At 38.6% G+C, this 13,012-nt stretch carries 10 protein-coding genes; 7 read left to right on the top strand and 3 right to left on the bottom strand.

Translation table 11 applies throughout. From position 1 onward, the window contains the following. Nucleotides 1-18: 18 nt before the first annotated feature. Nucleotides 19-1,509, bottom strand: a complete 1,491-nt coding sequence (betB, locus tag ACFX4E_RS19425; protein ID WP_176526129.1) for a betaine-aldehyde dehydrogenase — start codon at nucleotides 1,507-1,509, stop codon at nucleotides 19-21. Nucleotides 1,510-2,137: 628 nt separating this feature from the next. Between betB and ACFX4E_RS19420 the strand changes: the two genes are divergently transcribed. Then, a complete protein-coding gene (locus ACFX4E_RS19420) occupies nucleotides 2,138-3,850 on the top strand; it encodes a high affinity choline transporter 1 (RefSeq protein WP_028409669.1) in 1,713 nt (570 codons plus the stop codon). A 37-nt stretch (nucleotides 3,851-3,887) separates the two neighbouring features. On the opposite strand, the gene ACFX4E_RS19415 is transcribed toward ACFX4E_RS19420, so the two are convergent. Next, the gene (locus ACFX4E_RS19415) at nucleotides 3,888-5,285 is read right to left on the bottom strand and encodes an amino acid permease (protein WP_013059755.1); all 1,398 of its coding nucleotides are present in this window, start codon (nucleotides 5,283-5,285) and stop codon (nucleotides 3,888-3,890) included. Between the two features lie 331 nt (nucleotides 5,286-5,616). Here ACFX4E_RS19415 and ACFX4E_RS19410 point away from each other — a divergent pair, with 331 nt between their 5' ends. The 5 genes from ACFX4E_RS19410 (at nucleotide 5,617) to hpf (ending at nucleotide 9,789) form a co-directional block, all read left to right on the top strand. After that, a complete protein-coding gene (locus ACFX4E_RS19410; RefSeq protein WP_028409668.1) occupies nucleotides 5,617-6,297 on the top strand; it encodes a hypothetical protein in 681 nt (226 codons plus the stop codon). Between the two features lie 201 nt (nucleotides 6,298-6,498). Further along, on the top strand, nucleotides 6,499-8,289 hold the full coding sequence (fliD, locus tag ACFX4E_RS19405) for a flagellar filament capping protein FliD (protein WP_377238079.1): 1,791 nt from the start codon (nucleotides 6,499-6,501) through the stop codon (nucleotides 8,287-8,289). Between the two features lie 16 nt (nucleotides 8,290-8,305). Further along, entirely contained in the window at nucleotides 8,306-8,707 is a 402-nt protein-coding gene (gene fliS, locus ACFX4E_RS19400) for a flagellar export chaperone FliS (protein ID WP_025752547.1), read from the top strand. A gap of 2 nt (nucleotides 8,708-8,709) precedes the next feature. Further along, nucleotides 8,710-9,048, top strand: coding sequence for a flagellar protein FliT (gene fliT / locus ACFX4E_RS19395; protein WP_098333921.1), 339 nt, complete (start codon nucleotides 8,710-8,712; stop codon nucleotides 9,046-9,048). Nucleotides 9,049-9,237: 189 nt separating this feature from the next. Then, on the top strand, nucleotides 9,238-9,789 hold the full coding sequence (gene hpf, locus ACFX4E_RS19390; RefSeq protein WP_013059750.1) for a ribosome hibernation-promoting factor, HPF/YfiA family: 552 nt from the start codon (nucleotides 9,238-9,240) through the stop codon (nucleotides 9,787-9,789). A gap of 71 nt (nucleotides 9,790-9,860) precedes the next feature. On the opposite strand, the gene ACFX4E_RS19385 is transcribed toward hpf, so the two are convergent. Further along, nucleotides 9,861-10,265 (bottom strand): GNAT family N-acetyltransferase, encoded by a 405-nt coding sequence (locus ACFX4E_RS19385; RefSeq protein WP_098578872.1) that lies wholly within the window; start codon nucleotides 10,263-10,265, stop codon nucleotides 9,861-9,863. A 226-nt stretch (nucleotides 10,266-10,491) separates the two neighbouring features. Between ACFX4E_RS19385 and secA the strand changes: the two genes are divergently transcribed. Beyond that, the gene (secA, locus tag ACFX4E_RS19380) at nucleotides 10,492-13,008 is read left to right on the top strand and encodes a preprotein translocase subunit SecA (RefSeq protein WP_013059748.1); all 2,517 of its coding nucleotides are present in this window, start codon (nucleotides 10,492-10,494) and stop codon (nucleotides 13,006-13,008) included. Nucleotides 13,009-13,012 lie beyond the last annotated feature (4 nt).

Below are 13,012 nucleotides of genomic sequence, written 5' to 3'. Positions count from 1 at the left end.
TACATTCCCCCTTGAATTTTATTGAAACCAGCGCATTGGCTGTGGATTTGTATTCGTATAAATATGTTTAATTTCCGTATATTCTTCTAGCCCAATGTGGCTAAGCTCTCTTCCAATCCCAGATTGCTTATATCCTCCCCAAGGAGCCTGCGGGAAGTAGGGATGATAATCGTTAATCCAAGTTGTTCCCATACGGAGTGCTTTTACTACACGTTCAGCTCGATTCATATCACTTGTCCAAACGGCTCCAGCTAATCCATAGATTGTATCGTTAGCAAGTGCCACCGCTTCTTCTTCGGTGCTGAAGCGCTCAATGGTCATAATTGGACCAAATGACTCTTCTTGGACAACTTTCATATCTCCATGACAGTCTGTGAAAATAGTTGGTTCAATGAATAAACCTTTTTGTAAAGACTCTTGAGTTGGACGTTTGCCTCCTAAAACAAGGGAAGCACCTTCTTGTTTGCCAAGCTCAATGTAATGCTCTACTTTAGCTAGATGCTCTTTTGAGATAACGGGTCCCATTTGAGTGGCTTCGTCCATGCCGTCTCCTAGCTTAATTTTTTTGGCTTGTTCAATAACTGCTGAAATAAATTTATCGTGAATATCATCTTGAACGAGTAATCTCGCACCAGCTGAACAAACTTGACCAGCATGAAAGAAGACCGCATTTAATGCATAGTCAACCGCAGTGTCAAAGTCAGCATCAGCAAAGACGATATTCGGATTTTTCCCACCGAGTTCAAGAGCGATTTTTTTAAAGTTGCCTGCGGCAGCCTGCATGACTTTACGTCCAGATACACCGCCACCTGTAAAGGAAACTAAATCTACTAAGTGACTTTCTGCCATTTCTTGTCCAACCGTCGCACCCGGGCCGAGTACAATGTTAATGACGCCTGCTGGAAAGCCAACTCTTTCAAAAATTTTCGTCATATGAATAGTTGTTAAAGGGGTGATTTCGCTTGGTTTAATAACAATTGTATTCCCAGCAGCAAGTGCCGGAGCCAATTTCCAAGAGGCTTGCAATAAAGGGTAATTCCAAGGAGTAATTTGGCTGCATACACCTACAGGTTCGCGGACAACGCGGCTAACAGAATCGGGATTAGGTGACTCAATCATTTGTCCACCATCTTTATCTGCTAATCCAGCATAGTATTGAAAGACATCAGCAATCCCATCCATGTCTGCCAGACTTTCAACGAGGGTTTTTCCAGTATTTAAGGTTTCAAGTTTAGCGAGTTCTTCACGATCATTACGAATTTCTTCCGCTACTTTAAATAGTAAAGAACCTCTTTGGACCGCTGTAAATTTAGACCATTCACCTGCATCAAAAGCTTTTCTAGCTGCTTCAATAGCTTCTACAGTATCAGCACGATTTCCTTCTGTAACGACAGCGATAACCTCTTGATTAAAAGGATTTATAATCTCTCTTTTCTCGCCGCTGCGTGCTTCAACCCATTCGCCGTTTATGTGCATTTTTTCAAGCGTAAGTGTTTGTTCCAATAGCATCGACCTCCAAATAATAGAATTTGTTAAATTTATATTTAACGTTCTTAACAATTCGAATTATAGCATCGGTTATTTAATTTAGTCAAATCCTAAAACTCTAAATGTTCTGAATTTATTAGATTATCTTCTCTGTAAAAGACTAATCATTCGGATATTAAGAAAAAATTTAACAAAAAGTGATAAAAAATCACTGATTGCTATGTCCCTTGATACAAAAGGTTTTTTTGTGTATGAGCTATGAGAATATTATTCTTTTTTTATATGAAAACCCTCAAACTTTTTTGACAATATCCTAAACATTCAGATATATTAACCATAGTACTATATCTGCTTGCATACAAACCTTGAAAAACAAAGGATTTTGAATGTGGAAATTAAGAAAGGAGTTTAGATGGAAGATGAAAATAATTATGATTTCTTAGTGAAATAATAAAAAAGGTCAATTTAAATTATTTTAATATAATTATATAAACGTAATTTCTCCCCTTCGCATTGGCATTTATAATCCAACTATTTGTATTTTATTCTAAAAAATCTATTTTTAGGTTTAATTGTATGCTGGTAGGAAAAAGGAATAGAGGACAATTATGTCTTTAGATTTCTTTATCAATTTAAAGGATGTGAGACGATGCAAAATGCTAAAAAGCCATTTCGTTCAGACACACAACAAGCCAGGCCTGAAAAGTCGAATGAGACTTCTGACTTTTCAGGGAAATCAAACAGGAACAACCGTCTACTAACCCCCTTATGGACAACTATTATAGGATTTTCCATCTTTATGGTTGTCGCATTTATCTATTCTCTCTATAATCCAGATCTCTATTGGCCAGGCCTCATTTTAATGTTCATTATGTATGGTGTTATTTATTTTATTGGTGCTCGAGCCGCTGCAAGTAAAAAAGGAAAATCAGATGATATGCTTGTTGCAGGAAGATCTATGCCGCTATGGATTTCGATGTTCACAATGACCGCCACTTGGGTAGGTGGAGGGTATATTGCTGGAACGGCCGAAACCGTTTATTCCTCAGGGCTGACATGGACGCAAGCGCCATGGTGTTATTCAATCAGCTTGATTTTAGGCGGTATCTTTTTTGCTAGAAAGATGAGAAGATTTGAGTTTATGACAATGCTCGATCCTCTAGAATCTCGTTTTGGTAAGAAAATGGCTACGGTTCTTTATTTTCCGGCTATACTGGGAGAGCTGTTTTGGAGCGCAGCTATCTTAACTGCTTTAGGAACAACATTCGGTGTGATTTTAGGCCTCAGTTTTTCAATTTCCATCATTCTTTCCGCACTTATTGCCATTGCATACACCGTGATTGGCGGCCTGTGGGCAGTAGCACATACCGATATCTTACAGCTTTCTATTATGTTTTTAGGACTATTTCTGGTGCTTCCCTTTGCATTTTCGAATACGGGAGGGGTGGGAGCCGTTTTTTCCACTTATTCAGAAGGTATGACTGGTTCTCTTCATTTATTTCCTCCATTAAAAGGCTGGGAAGATCCGAAATGGGGAAATACATATTGGCAATGGTGGGATAGCACATTTTTACTTATTTTTGGTGGTATTCCATGGCAAATTTATTTTCAGCGCGTGTTATCTGCTAAAAATGAAAAAGCAGCAATGTGGCTATCTATTACAGCCGGCATCTTTTGCGCGTTAGCGGCCTTACCTCCAACTTTAATAGGGATGATAGGTTATAGTGCAGACTGGTCTTCATTTGGAGCGTCAAGCCCTGAGAGCGCGTCCATGATTTTAACGTATGTATTTAAATATCTAACGCCTGATTTAGTAGGAGCGATTGCACTTGGAGGACTAGCTGCTGCCGTCATGGCTGCAGTAGCGGCTTCGTTACTTTCAGCTTCGGGGATGGCAGCCTGGAACGTGTATCGTCCGATTGTAAAACCAAATGCGACACAGGCGCAGTTAGATAAAGTTATTAAACGTTCTATCATTATCATTGGCACGGGAGCAACTCTAATTGCTTTAAACTCTGAGAGTGTCTACTCTTTATGGTATTTATCAGGGGACCTCGTGTATTGCATACTTTTTCCGCAGTTGGTTTGTGCTTTATTCTTTAAAGGAGCTAACTGGTACGGATCTTTGGCTGGGTTTATTGTGTCTCTTGTTCTTCGAATAGGTGGAGGAGAACCGCTGCTTCATTTAAAAGCGCTGCTTCCGTATCCGATGATTGAAGACGGAGTGGTCATGTTTCCGTTTCGTACATTTGCGATGATAGGCGGGTTGTTAACTATTTTTATCGTTTCTTACGCGACGCGACGTATTTGCCCTCCTCAACCGCTTCGAAATCTTCATCGTGACATATCGGTTGAGAAATAATCAAAAGCAAAATAAAAAAGCCGCATCTGCGGCTTTTTTATTTTGCAATATTTTCTGACTCGGAAAATTGATCGTCAGGTCGCTTGTTGTTTGTTTTTTTGATGAACGAGTATGAAAGAAGAACCACAGCGGTTAATCCAAGAGTTAAGAAAAACTGTGAGCGCATCGAATCAATAAATGCCATTGATAAGAAGATCACGGTAATAACAGCAATTGTTACGTATGTTAAATACGGGAACAACCACATTTTCATCCCTTTAATTGGCTGGTTGGCTCGATTCATTTTCTTACGCAGGCGTAAGTGAGAAATAGCGATAGCTAAATATACAATAAGAGCGATGGCTCCTGATGCATTAACTAAGAATAAAAAGAGTTTATCCGGCGAAACGAAGCTAAAGATAGCACATACATATGCGGCAGCTGTGCTAATCCATACAGCTCTTGCCGGCACGCCTGATTTGCTTACTTTTGCTAAAGCGCGAGGAGCTTGTCCTTTTTGAGCTAATGATAAAATCATTCGTGAGTTCGTATACAAAGCAGAGTTCAAGCAAGACAAAACGGATACTAATACGACTAAATTCATAATTTGTGCAGCTGCTGGGATATTGACCATTTCCAACATTGTTACATATGGACTTTTTAGTAAATCAGCTGAGTTCCAAGGTAAAAGAGTTACTAAAATAGCAACTGAACCAATATAGAAAATTAAAATTCGCCATACGACACTACGAATAGCAGTTGTGATAGCTTTTGCTGGATTTTCTGATTCACTAGCTGCAATAGCCGCAATTTCAGCTCCGAAATAAGAGAAAATAACGGTAATAACTCCTAAAAAGATAGAGTTCGTACCTTTTGGCATAAAGCCTCCGTGGCCCGTTAAATTAGCTAGACCAGGTGAAGATGTACCTGGGATTAATCCGAAAATAATAGCTAAACCGATTCCCATAAAAGCAACGATTGCCACAATTTTAATCATAGCAAACCAATATTCAAATTCTCCAAATGATTTGACAGAGAACAAGTTTGTTAAAGTTAATGCAAAGGTTAAGATTAAGCTTAAAAGCCAAATTGGTACGGAAGGGAGCCATTCATGAACAATTGCTCCTCCTGCAGTGGCTTCAATCGCAATTACAATTAGCCAGAAAAACCAGTAAAGCCATCCAACAGCATAACCTGCCCACGCGCCAATTCCTTGCTGAGCATATGTTGCGAATGAGCCTTTATCTGGGTTTACCATAGCCATCTCACCGAGCATACGCATCAATAGAACGACTAGCAGTCCGGCTGCTGCATATGAAACTACTGCTGCTGGGCCTGTTGCGTTAATAACGGATCCGCTTCCTACAAACAAGCCGGCTCCGATAATACCTGCAATGGAAATCATGGAAACGTGACGTTGCTTTAACTTTCCGTGTGATTCTGTTTTGTTTCCCATCGTATTCACTCCTTTAAAATTATCGAAAGACTATTAGAAAATAAAGTAAATTCTGAAAATATAAATAGAAATTCCTCCCCTTACCTTTATAATAAGCAAGAAGTGTGCCAATTATCAAATTCCTATAAAAATCGACTTTAAGTTACTAAAATTGACGTATTTTAAGTCAAAATAGACTTGATTTGTTCGATATAGACTTATTCGCCATTTGGGATGTCGGGGATATACGTACATTTTATACAAGTTTTCGACATACATCTTATTTATCTTGTATGATAAAAGAGAAATCGGTATTATATTCCAAGAAGAATGTTTGAGAGGGTGCGTGTGTTTGAGAAAATTTATAGCTGTTATTTTTCTATTTATTATCCTTTTAGTTGGGTTGTATTTTTTTATTAGTCCCGTCAGAAATATTGAAAAACTTGATCAGACTGCTTCATTATCTTCACTGGCAAAAGAAAAGTCCGCTCATGCGACGTCGCTAGAACTGAACGGAGGCTCTCCTATTTTAGGATACCGATTAAGCGAGAGCGATGTTAATGATTATTTGCGCAGCTACCTTTACGAAAATGATGAAACGATTGACGGAGCAGAAGCCGAGTTGCTTCCAGAACATATAAAATTTTATATTAATAAACATGTAGTATCTTTTATGGAATCACAGTTTGTAGTTGACGTAACACCAAATGCCGAAAATGGAAAGCTTGTTTTAAAGGTGAATAGCGTGCATCTAGGAAGAATGCCGATTCCGATGTCTCTTATATGGGATCGCTTAAATATTGATAAGGCTTCTGATGTCACGGTCGATAAAGAAATGAATGAAATTACTCTGCTCAATAATTTGCCAGATTCGATTTCGTTTGAGCAAGCAGATACAACGGATGAATATATAAATTTATCTGCCTCTGTAACTATTGATTCGTTACGAGATATTATAAATCTAGCACCGTACCTTATTCCTAAGGATATTCAAAGAGATTTATCCCAGAAACTGAACTTGTTTGGCCAATAATAAAAAGCTCACTTATTATAGAAAAATAAGTGAGCTTTTTCTATCTTGCACCATTTGACCTATGAAAAAAATGTTTGTTTTACCGATACAAAATAAAGAAGTGTTGAACCTATGAACGAATAAGAAAATCTGAAAAAATGTACTCATATTTTATGGCTAACAGTTGATGAATAGATGAATAAAAAACGGTGGTGATGCTAAGTGGTAAGAGTAAGTGGGTTAGCAAGCGGAATGGATATTGATCAAATCGTTAGTGATTTAATGAAGGCTGAACGAATGCCTATCGATAAAATGAAAAAACAAAAGCAAACGTTAGAGTGGCAGCGAGATGATTATCGCTCAATGAACTTGCTTCTATCAGACTTTAATAATCTCGCTTTTAATATGACCTTGCAGTCTTCTTATTCGTCTAAAACGGTATCTTCAGCAGATGAAACGAAAGTAAAAGCAGCAGCTACTTCCTCAGCAGCAAATGCTTCTTATACTCTTTCAAACGTGACAATGGCGACTGCTGCGCAGAGTATTAGCGCTAACAGTATTGCTTCTAGTATTGATCCGACGAAAAGCTTGTGGTCTCAACGGGGTTCGATGGGAACAGGAATGTGGACTAAAAAAACAATTGATCAAGCTGCTATAGCGTTAAGTGCTGATACTAGTACAGTAAAACTAGCCAAAGGGTCTCTTTCTGAAGGGAATACTCTGCAGTCTATCTCTGTTACCACCGGAGGTGTGACTAACAGTTATAGCGTGAGAATAGGAACTGAGGCAGGAACAGTAGATCCTAATGAAGTATTTATTAACGCAGACACAGGTGAAATGACATTTGGTACCACATTAACAAGCGGCAGCACAATTGAAGCGTTCTCGTATCAGCAAAATGTATTGAACTTTTCTATTACAACTTATGACAGCAACGGTAAAGCAACGGGTGATAATAAAGATGGCAGTACATCATTTGAGTTTGACGGTTCCACCTCATTAAATACCGTTCTTACACAAATCAGCAATTCAAAAGCAGGCATTTCAGCCTTTTTCGATGAAGGAACAAATAAAGTTGTCATGACTCGTAAAGATACGGGAAATTTATCTTCTGCTGATAGTGCGGATGGTTCAAACATGGTTTTTTTAGGAGGATTTTTGACGGGCTTTTTACAGCTCGCCGGTAATGCCAAAGGAACAGATGCAAAATTTACGCTAAACGGTCTAGAAACAACTCGTAAGTCCAATACATTTACAACGGGAGGCGTTACCTATACCCTTCAAAACAATTTCACAGGAGATGTGCGCGTTAACGTAAGCAATGATACGCAAAAAGTATTTGATACAATTAAAGATTTGGTGACCAAATACAATGAACTGATTGAGAAAATTAATGGAAAGATCACGGAAGAAAGAGACCGAAACTATCAGCCTTTGACTGATGAAGAAAGAGAAAAACTAACGGATAAACAAGCTGAGCAGTGGGATGATAAGGCAAAAAGCGGTTTGTTAAAAGGAGACTCAATTCTATCAAGCGGCCTAAACCAAATGCGTTCCAACTGGTATGCCTCTGTATCAGGAGTGAGCGGAGCATTTTCGCAGCTAACCGACATCGGTATTTCAACTAGTGCAAACTATAGCGATCGAGGCAAGCTAGTCATAGAAGGCGATGGAACTAAATTAAAAGAAGCAATTGAAAAAGATCCGCAGTCTGTCATGGATTTATTTATGAAAAGTGGAAGTACAACAAGTGAAAAAGGGATTGTACGACGTTTACGAGATACGATTACTCAAACCGTATCCAAAGTTGAGCAGCGCGCTGGCCGTTCAACGTGGACAAGTGAACAATTTTTGCTTGGGCGGAATTTAAAAAGCGTAAACAGCCAAATTACTAGTTTTGAAAGCAGGCTCACACAGGTAGAGGACCGGTATTATCGGCAGTTTACAGCAATGGAAAAAGCCATTCAAAATGCAAATGCTCAAAGCGCGCAGTTATCGCAATATTTTAGTTAAGAAGGAGTGAACGTTTATGGCAGCAAATAATCCATATCAAGCGTATCAGCAAGGAGCTGTTCAGACTGCTTCTCCAGGAGAGTTAACGCTTATGCTGTATAACGGGTGTTTAAAATTTATCAAACTTGCACGAACAGGCATACAGGAAAAAAATATTGAGCTGAAAAATACGAATCTGTTAAAGGCACAAAATATTATTCAAGAATTAATGATTACTCTTGATACAAACGTGCAAGTTGCTAAGTCTATGATGGCTATGTATGACTATATTAACCAGTGTTTAATTGAAGCAAATACAAAAAATGACACAGCAAGCTTGGATGAAGCCGAACAATATGTAACAGAATTTCGCGATACGTGGAAGCAAGTTGTGCAGCTTCACCGCCAGCAAGTCCATGGAAGCGGCGGTCAAGCATAAAGATGATTAACGACCTATATCAGCTAACGGATGAGATTTATCGGCTTATTCAAACATTTTCTGACAAAAATCGAGAAGAAGGTATTCAAAAGTTAGAGTATCTTCTATTAAAAAGACGTGACCTCATAGAAAAACTGCCGCCAAAAAATAGGGATAATGAATCGATGGGTAAGAAAATTGTCGAAATGAATAAGGAAATTGATCAAAAACTCATCTTAATTCGGCATCAAATTATGGTAGATCTCCGTTTGCTAAAAGCGAAAAAAAAGCATAATAACAGCTATGTAAACCCTTACGAAATAAAAACGTTTGATGGGATGTTTTACGATAAAAAAAATTAATTCTGCGTAAAAAAATACAACCCTTCTTCTTATGAAGAAGGTCTATTTTTTTGGTTTTTTCATAAACTTTTCTCAGGTTCCATAAATTTTCACTAAATTTTCAAAAAATTTTAATAGTTTAGGAAGGGATTGTGTCGGGTATTGTAGAATTGTAGAGGTATAGCAATGGATTAAAGGAGGAGTTCGAACATGATGTATAACATTCGCGGTGAAAACATTGAGGTGACTCCAGCAATTAGGGAATACGTAGAGAAAAAGCTTGGTAAGTTAGAGCGTTATTTCGACGAAACACCAACTGCTGACGTAAATGTAAACTTAAAAGTCTACAATAACGATCAAAAAATAGAAGTCACAATCCCAATGAATGATCTCGTATTGAGAGCTGAAGAGACACACAGTGATTTATACGCAGCTGTCGATCTTGTCCTAGATAAATTAGAGCGTCAAATTCGTAAACATAAAACAAAAGTAAATCGAAAAATGCGTGAAAAAGGCGCTGAGAAGTATCTGTTCGCAGCATTAGAAAGCGAAGCGAACGTAGCTGTTGCAACTGAAGAAGATGAATTAGAGCTAGTTCGTACAAAACGATTTAACTTAAAACCAATGGATAGCGAAGAGGCTATTTTGCAAATGAATATGTTAGGACATAGTTTCTTTGTATTTACAAACGCTGAGACCAACATTACAAACGTTGTATATCGAAGAAAAGATGGACGATATGGATTGATTGAACCAAACTAAGATTATAGGCTCTCTTAAACAAGAGCAGTAAAGTGAAAGCAGCGTGCCTCCGCACGCTGCTTTTTAGCTGCTTAAAAAAATAGTTCCATTACTACATAGCGCGTAGAAGATTTGGTGAATACACGCGTGGTTTCTTTCATGTTGAACACCTTATAAAAAGAGACTTTATTTTCTCGTGCGTTACACCAGATCTTTCGTACCCCAAGGTTCTTAGCTTTGAGAAAAACCTCCTCTAGTAGACGACTGCCATATCCTTTTCCTTGTTCTTCTTTGAGAGTAGCAAATTTTCGAAATTGAGCTTCATCCCCTGTTATAAATAAAGAAGCAACTGATTTTAACTCTCCTTCTTCAAACAGTCCATAGTGAATGCCTGATGGATCATCTTTCAGCTGAATATAACTGAAATCTTTATCAGGCCACATGACGGTATGTCGGACTTCCCAAGCTTGTTCTTTTGTAATCGATTGAACGTTCATTCTACATTCCCCTTTTTTATTGTAAGAGTGAGGAAGGGGAAATCACAATAGAAAATAACTCGTTAATAGAGTAGTACTCGTAAAGAGACAGACGAAAAAGGGTACAAGTTGCTACTTGTTTAGCTGCAATGTTACAATTTTACTCAGAATGTTTTATAATGAAAGATACAGATATGAATGAAAATAGTATAAAATGTACTGATTATAAATAGAGGAGCGTTTTAATATGCTTGGATTATTTAAAAAAGTGTTTGACGGCAATCAACGTCAAATCGGCCGTTTAGAAAAAATGGCGGACCAAATTGATGCGTTAGGTCCTGAAATTGCGTCTTTAACGGACGATCAGCTTCGTGAAAAAACAGCTGAATTTCAACAACGCTACCAAAATGGCGAATCGCTCGATAACCTATTAGATGAAGCTTTTGCGGTTGTACGTGAAGCAGCGAAACGTGTGTTAGGCATGTATCCGTACAAAGTTCAGCTAATGGGTGGTATTTCTCTGCATGAAGGGAATATCTCGGAAATGAAAACGGGTGAAGGTAAAACGTTGACAGCTACTATGCCTGTGTACTTAAACGCTATTACAGGAAAAGGTGTACATGTAGTAACAGTCAATGAATACTTAGCGAGCCGTGATGCTAGTGAAATGGGTCGTTTATATGAATTCCTAGGCTTGAAAGTAGGGTTAAATTTAAACCATTTAACGCGTGAAGAAAAGCAAGAAGCATATGCAGCCGATATTACGTATAGTACAAATAATGAACTAGGATTTGACTATTTACGTGATAACATGGTGCTTTACAAAGAACAAATGGTTCAACGTCCGCTTCATTTTGCCGTAATCGATGAAGTTGACTCTATCTTAATTGATGAAGCACGTACGCCGCTTATTATATCCGGCAGCGCACAGAAATCGACTGCTCTTTATATTCAAGCTAATGCATTCGTTCGCACGCTTGATAAAGAAACCGATTTTACTTTTGATATCAAAACAAAAAGCGTTCAGCTAACCGAAGAAGGTATGTCAAAAGCCGAGCGCGCATTTGGCATTGAAAACTTATTTGATATTTCACACGTAGCGCTAAACCATCACATCAACCAAGCGCTTAAAGCACATGTAACGATGCAAAATGATGTGGATTATGTAATTGATGAAGATCAAGTCGTAATCGTTGACCAATTTACTGGTCGTTTAATGAAAGGAAGACGTTTTAGCGACGGCTTGCATCAAGCTATCGAAGCTAAAGAGAACGTTGAGATTCAAAACGAAAGCATGACGTTAGCTACAATTACATTCCAAAACTACTTCCGTATGTATGAAAAATTATCAGGTATGACGGGTACAGCTAAAACGGAAGAAGAAGAATTCCGTAATATCTACAACATGCACGTTGTTGTTATTCCGACAAACAAGCCAATTTCACGTGATGATAAAGCGGATTTAATTTATAAGTCAATGGAAGGCAAGTTTAATGCGGTAGTAGAAGATATTGCCGAGCGCCACGCAAAAGGGCAGCCTGTTCTTGTTGGTACAGTTGCGATCGAAACATCTGAAGTTTTATCAGCTTTATTAAAGAAAAAAGGCATTCGTCATCACGTGTTAAATGCAAAACAGCATGAGCGTGAAGCGGATATTATTGAAAATGCGGGTCACAAAGGTGCGGTAACAATCGCAACGAATATGGCTGGTCGTGGTACGGATATCAAACTAGGTGAAGGTGTCGTTGAAGCTGGCGGTCTTGCTGTAATTGGTACAGAGCGTCATGAATCACGCCGTATTGATAATCAGCTTCGCGGACGTGCTGGACGTCAAGGTGATCCAGGGGTATCTCAATTCTATCTATCCATGGAAGATGAATTAATGCGCCGATTTGGTTCAGATAATATGATGGCAATGATGGATCGCCTTGGTATGGATGACTCACAGCCAATTCAAAGTAAAATTGTAACAAGAGCTGTTGAATCCGCTCAAAAACGCGTTGAAGGTAATAACTTCGATGCGCGTAAACAATTGCTTCAATATGATGACGTGCTTCGTCAACAGCGTGAAGTTATTTACAAACAGCGCTTTGAAGTGCTTGATTCAGACAACCTGCGTGCGATTGTAGAACGTATGATTGAATCAACTCTACAGCGTGTGGTTGAAGTAAACACGCCGCGTGAAGAATTAGAAGAAGAATGGAATTTACAAGCGATTATTGATTACGTAAATGCTAATGTTCTTGAGGAAGGTGAAGTCACAGAAGAAGATCTTCGCCGTAAAGAGCCTGAAGAAATGGTAGAACTGCTGGTAGATCATGCAAAAGCTCGTTATAATGAAAAAGAAGAGCAGCTCCCTGAAGAACAAATGCGTGAATTTGAAAAAGTTGTTGTTCTTAGAGCAGTTGATTCTAAATGGATGGATCATATTGATACGATGGATCAGCTTCGCCAAGGTATCCACCTTCGTGCGTACGGCCAAACAGATCCTCTTCGCGAATACCAAATGGAAGGTTTTGCGATGTTTGAAAATATGATTGCAACCATTGAAGAAGAAGTGACGAAGTATATCATGAAAGCAGAAATTAACAACAACCTTGAGCGTCAAGAGGTAGCGCAAGGTCAGGCGGCTGTTCATCCAAAAGAAGGAGACGCGCCGGCTAAGAAGAAGCCAAAAGTAAATGCAATAGAAGTTGGCCGAAATGATCCTTGTATCTGCGGAAGTGGCAAAAAGTATAAAAACTGCTGCGGTAAAGAATCATAAAGTA

This window comes from Priestia sp. YIM B13491 (genome assembly GCF_042787605.1).
In the GTDB taxonomy this organism is placed as follows: domain Bacteria; phylum Bacillota; class Bacilli; order Bacillales; family Bacillaceae_H; genus Priestia; species Priestia megaterium_E.
This window is presented reverse-complemented; position numbering and strand designations above follow the sequence as displayed.

What these genes read in the sequence shown, in the direction of transcription:
- ACFX4E_RS19385 (WP_098578872.1), bottom strand. Translation starts at nt 10,265, where the DNA reads ATGAACGTTCAATCGATTACAAAAGAACAAGCTTGGGAAGTCCGACAT.
- ACFX4E_RS19420 (WP_028409669.1), top strand. Translation starts at nt 2,138, where the DNA reads ATGCAAAATGCTAAAAAGCCATTTCGTTCAGACACACAACAAGCCAGG.
- ACFX4E_RS19415 (WP_013059755.1), bottom strand. Translation starts at nt 5,285, where the DNA reads ATGGGAAACAAAACAGAATCACACGGAAAGTTAAAGCAACGTCACGTT.
- hpf (WP_013059750.1), top strand. Translation starts at nt 9,238, where the DNA reads ATGATGTATAACATTCGCGGTGAAAACATTGAGGTGACTCCAGCAATT.
- fliS (WP_025752547.1), top strand. Translation starts at nt 8,306, where the DNA reads ATGGCAGCAAATAATCCATATCAAGCGTATCAGCAAGGAGCTGTTCAG.
- fliT (WP_098333921.1), top strand. Translation starts at nt 8,710, where the DNA reads ATGATTAACGACCTATATCAGCTAACGGATGAGATTTATCGGCTTATT.
- betB (WP_176526129.1), bottom strand. Translation starts at nt 1,509, where the DNA reads ATGCTATTGGAACAAACACTTACGCTTGAAAAAATGCACATAAACGGC.
- secA (WP_013059748.1), top strand. Translation starts at nt 10,492, where the DNA reads ATGCTTGGATTATTTAAAAAAGTGTTTGACGGCAATCAACGTCAAATC.